The organism is Leptolyngbya sp. PL-A3 (genome assembly GCF_039962325.1).
Taxonomy (GTDB): Bacteria; Cyanobacteriota; Cyanobacteriia; order Elainellales; family Elainellaceae; genus Vacuolonema.
Genome location: NZ_JAMPLB010000126.1, coordinates 1 through 8,889, shown reverse-complemented (window position 1 = coordinate 8,889; position 8,889 = coordinate 1). Strand labels below are relative to the sequence as shown.

At 44.6% G+C, this 8,889-nt stretch carries 7 protein-coding genes; 4 read left to right on the top strand and 3 right to left on the bottom strand.

What is annotated here, in order from left to right; all coding sequences use genetic code 11:
- Positions 1-127: 127 nt before the first annotated feature.
- The 3 genes from NDI52_RS34190 to NDI52_RS34180 all read left to right on the top strand — a co-directional run bounded on the left by NDI52_RS34190 (position 128) and on the right by NDI52_RS34180 (position 2,681).
- Positions 128-919, top strand: a complete 792-nt coding sequence (locus NDI52_RS34190; RefSeq protein WP_190771048.1) for an ATP-grasp domain-containing protein — start codon at positions 128-130, stop codon at positions 917-919.
- 122 nt (positions 920-1,041) lie between these two features.
- Positions 1,042-1,974, top strand: coding sequence for a S1 RNA-binding domain-containing protein (locus NDI52_RS34185; protein ID WP_190771047.1), 933 nt, complete (start codon positions 1,042-1,044; stop codon positions 1,972-1,974).
- A gap of 128 nt (positions 1,975-2,102) precedes the next feature.
- Positions 2,103-2,681, top strand: coding sequence for a hypothetical protein (locus NDI52_RS34180; RefSeq protein ID WP_190771046.1), 579 nt, complete (start codon positions 2,103-2,105; stop codon positions 2,679-2,681).
- Between the two features lie 1,146 nt (positions 2,682-3,827).
- Here the strand turns inward: NDI52_RS34180 and NDI52_RS34175 are convergent.
- Positions 3,828-4,385, bottom strand: coding sequence for an HPP family protein (locus NDI52_RS34175; RefSeq protein WP_190771045.1), 558 nt, complete (start codon positions 4,383-4,385; stop codon positions 3,828-3,830).
- Positions 4,386-4,840: 455 nt separating this feature from the next.
- Positions 4,841-5,611, bottom strand: coding sequence for a hypothetical protein (locus NDI52_RS34170; protein ID WP_348257140.1), 771 nt, complete (start codon positions 5,609-5,611; stop codon positions 4,841-4,843).
- A gap of 366 nt (positions 5,612-5,977) precedes the next feature.
- Here NDI52_RS34170 and NDI52_RS34165 point away from each other — a divergent pair, with 366 nt between their 5' ends.
- Positions 5,978-6,781 (top strand): DUF4037 domain-containing protein, encoded by an 804-nt coding sequence (locus tag NDI52_RS34165; RefSeq protein WP_347280189.1) that lies wholly within the window; start codon positions 5,978-5,980, stop codon positions 6,779-6,781.
- Positions 6,782-7,118: 337 nt separating this feature from the next.
- Here NDI52_RS34165 and NDI52_RS34160 read toward each other — a convergent pair whose 3' ends face one another.
- Positions 7,119-8,432 (bottom strand): calcium-binding protein, encoded by a 1,314-nt coding sequence (locus tag NDI52_RS34160; RefSeq protein WP_190771042.1) that lies wholly within the window; start codon positions 8,430-8,432, stop codon positions 7,119-7,121.
- Positions 8,433-8,889 lie beyond the last annotated feature (457 nt).

The following is an 8,889-nucleotide window of genomic DNA, read 5'->3' as shown; positions in this document are numbered from 1 at the left end:
ATAAGGTATCGATGACAACGACCAAACTGTTGAGGAGCCGGATGAATTGAAACAATTCACGTCCGGTTTTGAAGACCAGCGGGGCTGGTGACAGCCTCGCTGAGTTTAATTAGCCCTCTAGTCACTGATGGGGTTTGTATTTCAAGATTGCTTGTGGGACATCGTGATTTCTAAAGCCTTTATTCAGGAACAGGGTAACGGACGGCTCCGGGAGGAAGAGCAACGGGTCGTTGAGGAACTGAAGTATCGTGGAATTCCAATCACGTTCTACACTGAGAAGCGAATTCGTCGCAGGCAGCTTGTGCTTGATAGCGAGTCTTTGGTAGTTGGAGATATGCCCTGCATTGTCGGAGCATTGCAGCAGCTCTCCATTCCCGAACCCGAACCCAATGATTATCCAGTTTCGCTGCACGAGTTTCTACATCGTCGTGTGTGGCGATCGACGCTTAGGGAACTCGAACTAGGGCTACGAGATAGTCATTATCCAGCCGTATTTGTCAAACCAGCAACACGTCGCAAACGATTTACAGGCTGTGTATTGGAGTCTGAGTACGATTTGTCTCGAGTGTATGGAGTGTCACGTCAAGAAAAAGTGTGGTGTTCTGAAGTCGTCACTTGGCTCAGCGAGCATCGAATATACGTTGTCCACTCCGAAATTAAGGGTGTGGATCATTATGCTGGGAATGCAGAGGTTTCAGTTGACCTGGAAGAGGTACGTCGAGCCATTCAAGCATTAGATCAATCGGGGGAGTCTTATGCAGGCTATGCGATCGACTTTGGAGTCTTAGATTCGGGACAAACTGCTTTGGTAGAAATGAATGATGGTTTTGCGATCGGTGCGTACAGTATTGATAGCAAGAACTATACTGATATGATTTGGGCAAGATGGGAGGAGCTTCTGGCGCAGCGTGAGGGCTAACCCTTCAGTGCAGCGGATTGATGGGCAAGCCTAGTGCTGAATTCAAGGTTATATGCAACCGCTGACTGCAACCGTTATGCCGATAGGCTTCTGTGTGGGGACTGTATTACCCCCTTTATGCTATGAGCTTTGAGTTAGGTAGCTTTCCACTGAATGAAATCGTTACTGGACGAATCATAAAACTAGAGCCTAAAGGAGTTCTAGTTGATTTTGGCACTGAACAGCTTGCCTACATTCCTCAAACTGAGCTATCGCTTGCTAATGTTCAATCGCCAGAAGAAGCCGTGCAACTCAATCAGGTTCGAGAGTTTTTAGTGGTGGGGGATTACAATTGGCAACACGATTGCTTCTTTCCTGGCTGTACACCTGAGACACTAAACGACGACGATCGTTTGTATGAGGTTGCCCAATACAGAGCTTCGCTCGGACGTGAATATGGACTCAGCCGAGAGGATTTACTCGTACATACAAAAATTCTTGCTGTTCAGCCAGATGGAGTACACGTAAGAATTCAGTGGTTTGTATGCTCTGAACGCCCACCAACAGTCACCTTTTCAATCCGTAGATTAGAGATACAAAGAGCGTGGGAACGGATGCGGCAGTTACAGTCTGAGGATGTAACTCTTTACCCTAAAGTCCTCAAAAAGAGGGCTTACAGCGCAATTGTAGAAATTGAGGGTCTTCAAGGTTTTATAGATCATAGCCTTGATAGGTATAGAGAGGAGTTAGTTATCGGAGAGAAATTGCCATTGAAGATTTTAGAAGCGAAGGAAGAGTTTAACCGTTTACGGCTGATTCAACTTTCTACTCTAATTAAATTGAGGCAGTTGCAAGTGGGCCAAGTTGCAAGTGGGAAAGTGAGGTCTGTCAAACCTTATGGAGTATTTATTGAAATTGATGGTTTATCTGCTTTTCTGCATAACTCAAAAATCATTCCAGCCGTTGATCATCCAAATCAGGTCTTCAAAGTGGGTGCTCCTGTGAAATTGGTGATTTCTGAGATAAATTTAGAAAAAGCGCGAGTTTATCTAGAGAGTTGTGCAAGATCTGCATAACCATTCAGATGCAGCGGACTTACCGAGATGCTTTCTGCTTCGCTTTTAGTCCTCTGTACCGCTGATTTGAACCGTTAGACTGATTTCCATCTCAATAGGCAGAGGAATACAGATTTTTGGGACTTTAGATGATAGAAAATTACAAACTACCAAGAAAGCTACGCAAAAATTTAGAAAAAGAGATTGAATCATCTGAAGTGATTAAATGGATTGAGCAGCCTATTCCCCACGTTTTGACGCGATCCACGGTAGGCACTTGCTTGGTTTTGCTGTTTTCCTTAGCCTTCTTTTCGTTTGTTGGTTATGGTACGTATGAGCAATTCAAAAATGCAGGAATACCTATAAACGAATTTCCGCAGGTAAGCGGTGTTTTAATCCCTCTGGTTGCAGTTGTTATTCAGTTTATTCTAATCGTACTAATCCCGTTTCTTAATTGGCTAGAAGCAGTTCAAAGCGTCTATGTCATAACTAATAAACGAGCCTTTATTCTTAAAGTTGGATCATCCAAAACAGTAACATCTTTCTTTTTTCCCGATCTTAGGGTCATCTTGCGGCGTGAGAATAAAGATGGCAGCGGTGACATTATTGTTTATATTCATCAATCAAAGGACTATGATGGAGACACGGTAACTGAGGAAATAGGATTTAAGCAGGTTCGTAACGTCAAGTCGTTCGAGAATATTTTGCGTTACCCAAATGGCACTTAGATACTAACCCTTACTAGCAGTCTAACAATCCAAATTCAACGGACGGCCAGAATTATTGACTCTGAATTCGAGATTATTTGCCGCCACTGATTTGAACCGTTAGACCTTTGTTCTAGCTTCAAAAAATATTGTTTTCTCGTCCACATAAAAGTAGGTAAAGTGCGCTTATTTGTTGTAAGCAGTCCTAAGAGAAAATGGGGCGATTATCCACCCCATATTGTGTGATCTTTACTGTATATTTCATTTATGGGAATAGCAATTGGCTTCGCAATATTCATTCTATGTTTACTATTGCCGATGATCCAAATTGCAAAATCATCACTAACATCGGGATACAAGAAGTTACTCTGGTCGGCTGGAACATTTTTCCCACTTCTAACCGTTCTAGCTATCGCAAAAAGACTTCAATCACTGGCACCCTATTACCGTTGGGCTAGCGAGATATTTGCCAGTACCATTGGCCTCTCTATTCTAGTTTTTACTTGCCTTGGTGGCGGCTGGGCAGTAGTGGCACTATATAGCCGTGTATATAAGAGAAAAGCATAACCCTTGCGTCAACCAGCTACCGACCAGTGGATTCCCTCCGCTGCACCTTGGCGTTAGCTACTGTCGACGGATGCGGCGGAACCAAGGTTATTCGTGAGAGTTTAACGTTAGAGCATGCAAGTGAAGGATGTGCTTCGAAGGGGGTAACAGTTCCCTACTGTGACTCCTACCACCCCACCAATGTTTTTGGGAACACACCATACTTATAAATTCCTTGGGAAAATAAGTCACAGTCTAACAACGCCCATGCCAGCCGACTGCCTAAAGTGGATCAGTACAATGCAGAGGTTATCTACGGCGGGTGATGGGCATCGTTAGGCCGGTAGACAAGCAAGATAGCTGGTGGATAGGCAAACTTCTTGAATTAAAGTGGTACTTTTTAGAAGCCACTTTTAGTGCAGGTTAGGAGGTTTCTGCATAAGAATTTACCCAGAATGTTGGTGCTTTGCCCGCGACGCGGGCAAAGCACCAACATTCTGGGGGTAATTTCATTACTGGAAATCTCCTTAGAACTTATAAGAGGTCTGAAATATCTCAAACGAAGCTGAATTCAATATGAGATTGTGAGCGCCCTTCAAGCTGAAATCGTTAGAGACAATACTATAACCAGTGCTTAGGATACGTTCTGTCTACCGATAAATTATTAAAAATCACAGCGCACAAGACCAAGATTATCGATCCCTCAAAAGCAGGTGTCAGCAAAAATTTCCAGTCTGGTTCGGTCATCATGACGACCAAAGCAACTGCTCCCGAAGGCGGGTGTAGAGTTCCAGTAATCTGCATAACGCCAATCGCACTAGAAACAGCCATTCCCATTGCCCAGGGAGAAGAACCCAGAAAATGCAGAATCATTAGGCTCACAAGAGCAGCTAAGAAATTCCCCCCAATAACATTCCGAGGTTGGGCTAAAGGGCTATCAGGAACGGCAAAGATCAGGACACTTGTAGCCCCAAACGGAGCCATTAGTAAAGGAGAGTTAGTTTTTATAGCAAGATAGGACGTTGCGGTAATCGCCAAAAAGCTACCGAGCCAACTCCAAAAAATAAATCGATGATGAGGTCTGTCGACTGGGCAAGTTAATGGACACGATCGCCATCTCCCCAGCATCTTGAACCAATAACTTTGCCATCTCAACCGAAATTTTTTATTGAAGATCATAGACAAGCTACTTGACAAACAGGCTTCTCAAATTGTTCGAGCCAGTTCTTGCTAAAGTTAACATACCATAACAATTGTTCAAAAAGTAGTTAAATATACAAGATTTTTATCACTCTTATGATAGATATGCTACAATCCGGCAGCCGAGTTAGAGCGGGCCGTTGAAGGTTGCTTGGGAAGACGCAAGGGGTGAGAACAGCCGCTCAACACGATTATTAGCCTTCAATTGAAGTTATAACGGCATTCGTTGCAGGAGTTGTCGCTCCGGCATAACTACAGGGACGTTTGGCTTGCCGCCTCTAAGAGAGCCGCCCTGCTATAGATATCAGCAAGCCCAAACTAATACGTCGATTTCACCGTTAAAAGTACTGGCTTGTTCAGCTCAAAGGTGTGTTGATTGAATATTAATTGCGATCGTTGCGTGAGTCGTGCACTAACCAACTGAAATTTTTGTCTTACCCTGGACAGGTTATTGTTTCTGTTTCATTTTGATAGGTGAATTGGCCAGCTGAAGCATGAGTGTCGATGTGAAAGTCAAAACGGGCTACACCGATGCCTACCTCACCCACCACTTCTAAAGTCAGTTTTCCACTATGTCCTGAGCTTCCAGGATCAGAGATCACATAGTTCTTGCCAGAGGTGGGGGCAACAAATTGAACGTTGCCGACACGCTCTAGAATGAATTGACAGCTGCTGACTGATTCTACAACTCCCTTGTAATTCTCAAATTCTTGATAAGCCCATTGCTGCCGCGTCTCAGCAGAAGCAATGGCACCAGGAAAGCTGCCGTAATGCAGCCAGATCAGCAGCAGGGTGAATATAAATGGAACTAAAGCTCTTAGCAATAAGACCTTTGAATTTGAATTAGATCTGTATCGTTTGAATTGACAAGCAAACCGAATTGCAAAAAAAGATAACGAAATGGAAAAAAGTACAGCTACAACAAACACTATCAGATTAATCGGGTACGGTATTTGAATTGATGGTCGAAGCGATAGCAATAAAATTATGCTACTGATACCCGCTAGCAAGCCAGTCGTACCACCTAGTGTCAGAAAAGCTGGCTCAATTGCTGTTTCCTGCCGTGATGTTTGCTGAAGCACTAGAGCCGTTATGTAGGAGCCGAGACCATATAGTACGGGTTTTGCGATTAGCCATAGCCAAAACCAGCCAGGAATATTCATCTCGCGGTAGTTAACGAGATTGAAGAACAGATCAGGTGACATGCTAATACATCCAGCTAGAAGCCCACCTAGCATGACGAACAGCGCAGTCCTATTTTTTCCCATAGGGCGATCGCTCTCTAAGAGTTGTGAATTACTGAGTTAACTTGTAGGCACCCTTAAAACTAATTGTTCTTTTAAACACAACCAGATCTGGATATTTTGCAGGATCAAACCTCTTTAACTGGCTGAAATAAACTACGATGGCTCTTGCTGCTAATGAATCCGACCATCAGCATGCTGTGCATTATATTGTTGCCGTAGAGATACTATATTCTCAACATGACTGAACACAGCGTATGGCGGATTTCGTTGGCTCACAAAATCGCTCCTGCTTTCACAGCTAACCCCAAAATTGAAGCGTGTTTTGTGTTTGGCTCGGCAGCATTAGGGATCTCAGATCAGTTTTCTGACCTTGAGTTGGCTTTCATTTGGTCACAACTACCGTCTGCCGAAGAATTACAAGCCCTAGCCCAATGTGTTGGTGTGAAAGGATGGGAAATTGAGCCGTATGGGGAAGCGCAGGCGTGGTTGGAGCAATTCTATCTGTACGATATGAAAGTCGAAGCGGGTCATTGGGCGCGAAATACAATGGACAACATCGTGATTGATGTTGTTGAGCATTACGATGTGTCGCAAAACGGGCTTTTGTTTGAGAAGCAAGCATCAGCATCTAATCTTCAACACGTGATTGTTCTTTACGGCGAAAATACCATCAAACATTGGCAAAATCGGCTTTCTCATTATCCTGAAGAACTTGCTGTTGCCATGGTGCAGAAACATTTAAAGTTTCGCCCGTTTGATGGCCAACAGATCCTAACTAAACGTCTTGAAATTCCGATGCTGTACGAAAACAACTGCGCCATTGTGCGATGGCTTCTTAACATACTGTTTGGGCTAAATCGAATTTATCATCCTGGCTTCAAGTGGACACGCTACTGGGTTGAAGAAATGGAAATTAAACCGCCTGAGTTTTTTGCACGATTGGAGCGTGTTTTTCAATCTGATGCCATGAGCGGAACCCATGAACTACGACAACTTGTTGAGGAAGTTTTCGACCTTGTGGATAGAACCCTGCCCCAAGTTGATCTCAATGGGCAGCGCGAGACATTCGATCGAATTTACCCCAGGTGGAAGTACCCACCGCTGAGTGAACTTAAATGCTCTCAATAAACAGGTTAACTGTATGCCATGCATTCAACGGTCGAAAGATATATGTTGGTCTTTAAGTGATAGGTATCGTTAGATTACTCAAAAGAAGGGTACATAACTCACGTAAGACTATAGCGCTGTGATATTGATTAAGTACGACGGTGTGGGGCACTTCGTGCCCCACACCGTCGTTGCTGTACTTAACGCACTTGCACATTGCTATATACGGATTTGTAAACAAATCTGGTAGTTGATCAGCTTCACGGTTTAACCATCAATATTTAAAAACAAGTAATGTGGCGTGATACGCCACATTACTTTTGATGATTAAGTTACGTCCTGTAATCCAATAACCTATTTACGCTGTGACTACAATATCTAAACGTGTCATCGCCAGGTTTGTGGATAGCTGAGCGATCTGAGTCTGGCCACCTGCAGCATTACCATTAGCATCAAATACTAGGTTGCCCGTAGACTGGAAGTAGATGAATCGAGTTGCAGCGGTTGCGCCACTGCCATTAAGAGAAAAGCGCGATGCTGCCAGGGTTCCCAGGGCTAATGTGGGGTCAAATCCACTGCGCGAGATCAGGAATGTATCGTCTGAGACAACAAAATCGGTGATGCGATCGCCCCCATCAGTCACACGATTAAACTGGAACGTATCGCTTCCCAAACCACCCGTCAACGTATCGGCACCCGCACCACCGACCAGCGTATCTGACCCCTGGCCACCGCTTAATCGATCCAGGCCATCCAAACCACTCAATCTGTTATTGAAGTTGTTGCCATTGATAATATTGGCACGAGCATTCCCTGTCCCATTGATATTCCCGCTCCCAGTGAGATTCAGGTTTTCCAGGTTAACCGACAGGGTATGGGTAACTGACGACTGCACGAGATCAGTGCCCGCAGCCACCTCAGCAGCCACATCTCCAGCAGCATCAACTACATAAGTATCGTTTCCAAAGCCGCCATTTAGAGTATCGGCTCCCGCTCCACCATTAAGAAAATCATTCCCATCATTGCCTGTCAGAGCGTTATTGCCGCTATTTCCGAGAAGGCGATTGGATTTGTCATTACCCGTTCCGTTGATATTTGCGGTACCCGTCAGTGTCAGGTTTTCCAGGTTTAAAGACAGGCTGTGAGTAACGGAAGACTGCACAAGATCAGTGCCTCCAGCGACTTCAGAGGCAAAGTCTCCAGTGGAGTCTACAACATAGGTGTCGTTCCCCAATCCACCATTGAGCGTGTCGCTTCCAGTACCACCATCAAGGGAGTCATTTCCAGTACCACCCAGGAGGTTATCATTGGCCCCAAAGCCGCGCAGGATATTGTTACCGCTATTGCCAACGAGAGTGTTGGCCTTGGCATTTCCAAGGGCATTGATGTTTGCAGACCCAAGCAATGTAAGGTTTTCCAGATTTGCTGAGAGGCGATAGCTGACAGTAGATAGTACGAGATCGATACCCCCAGCAACTTCAGAGGCAACATCTCCGACAGAATCAACAAGGTAGGTATCGTTGCCCAAGCCACCGTCTAGCGTGTCGTTGCCGGAGCCTCCATCGAGTAAATCGTTACCTGCTAAACCAAAAATGCTGTCATTGCCAGCCAGCCCTAGAAGGTTATCACCAAGCTGGGTTCCAAAAATAATGTCGTTGCCTGCGGTAGCCATAGTTTTGTGTCCCTACTCACGGAATAAGAAGCTTTGACCGTAAACCGAAGAACATCTCTGGGTGCCGTAGAATTACATAGCTTCTACTAAATCAAGCTTGACAATTGTAACCAGAGAGAATTTCATCCTGCAGCTAAAGCCGTAGCTTCAGTGTTTAGGACAACGAGGAAATATCAGTAGTTCCCCACATGTCTACCCTTCATCTTGACTTCACAAATACTGGCTGAAAGCCTTTAAAGGCTACAAAGACATTCCATATTAGAAGCAAGGGTCAGGTATGGAAGTATAATTTGCCACTTGATTTATGAATGTATAAACCTTACAAGTCGTTTATTCGCACACTTATACCGTTTTAATATGAAGCTGCGCCAAATAGGGCTTCGAGAATGAAATCGTAGGACGTCAATGACGCAACCCTTTCAGGGGAAATCTTGTCGAGTTCCGAGGTCAGGAGTTT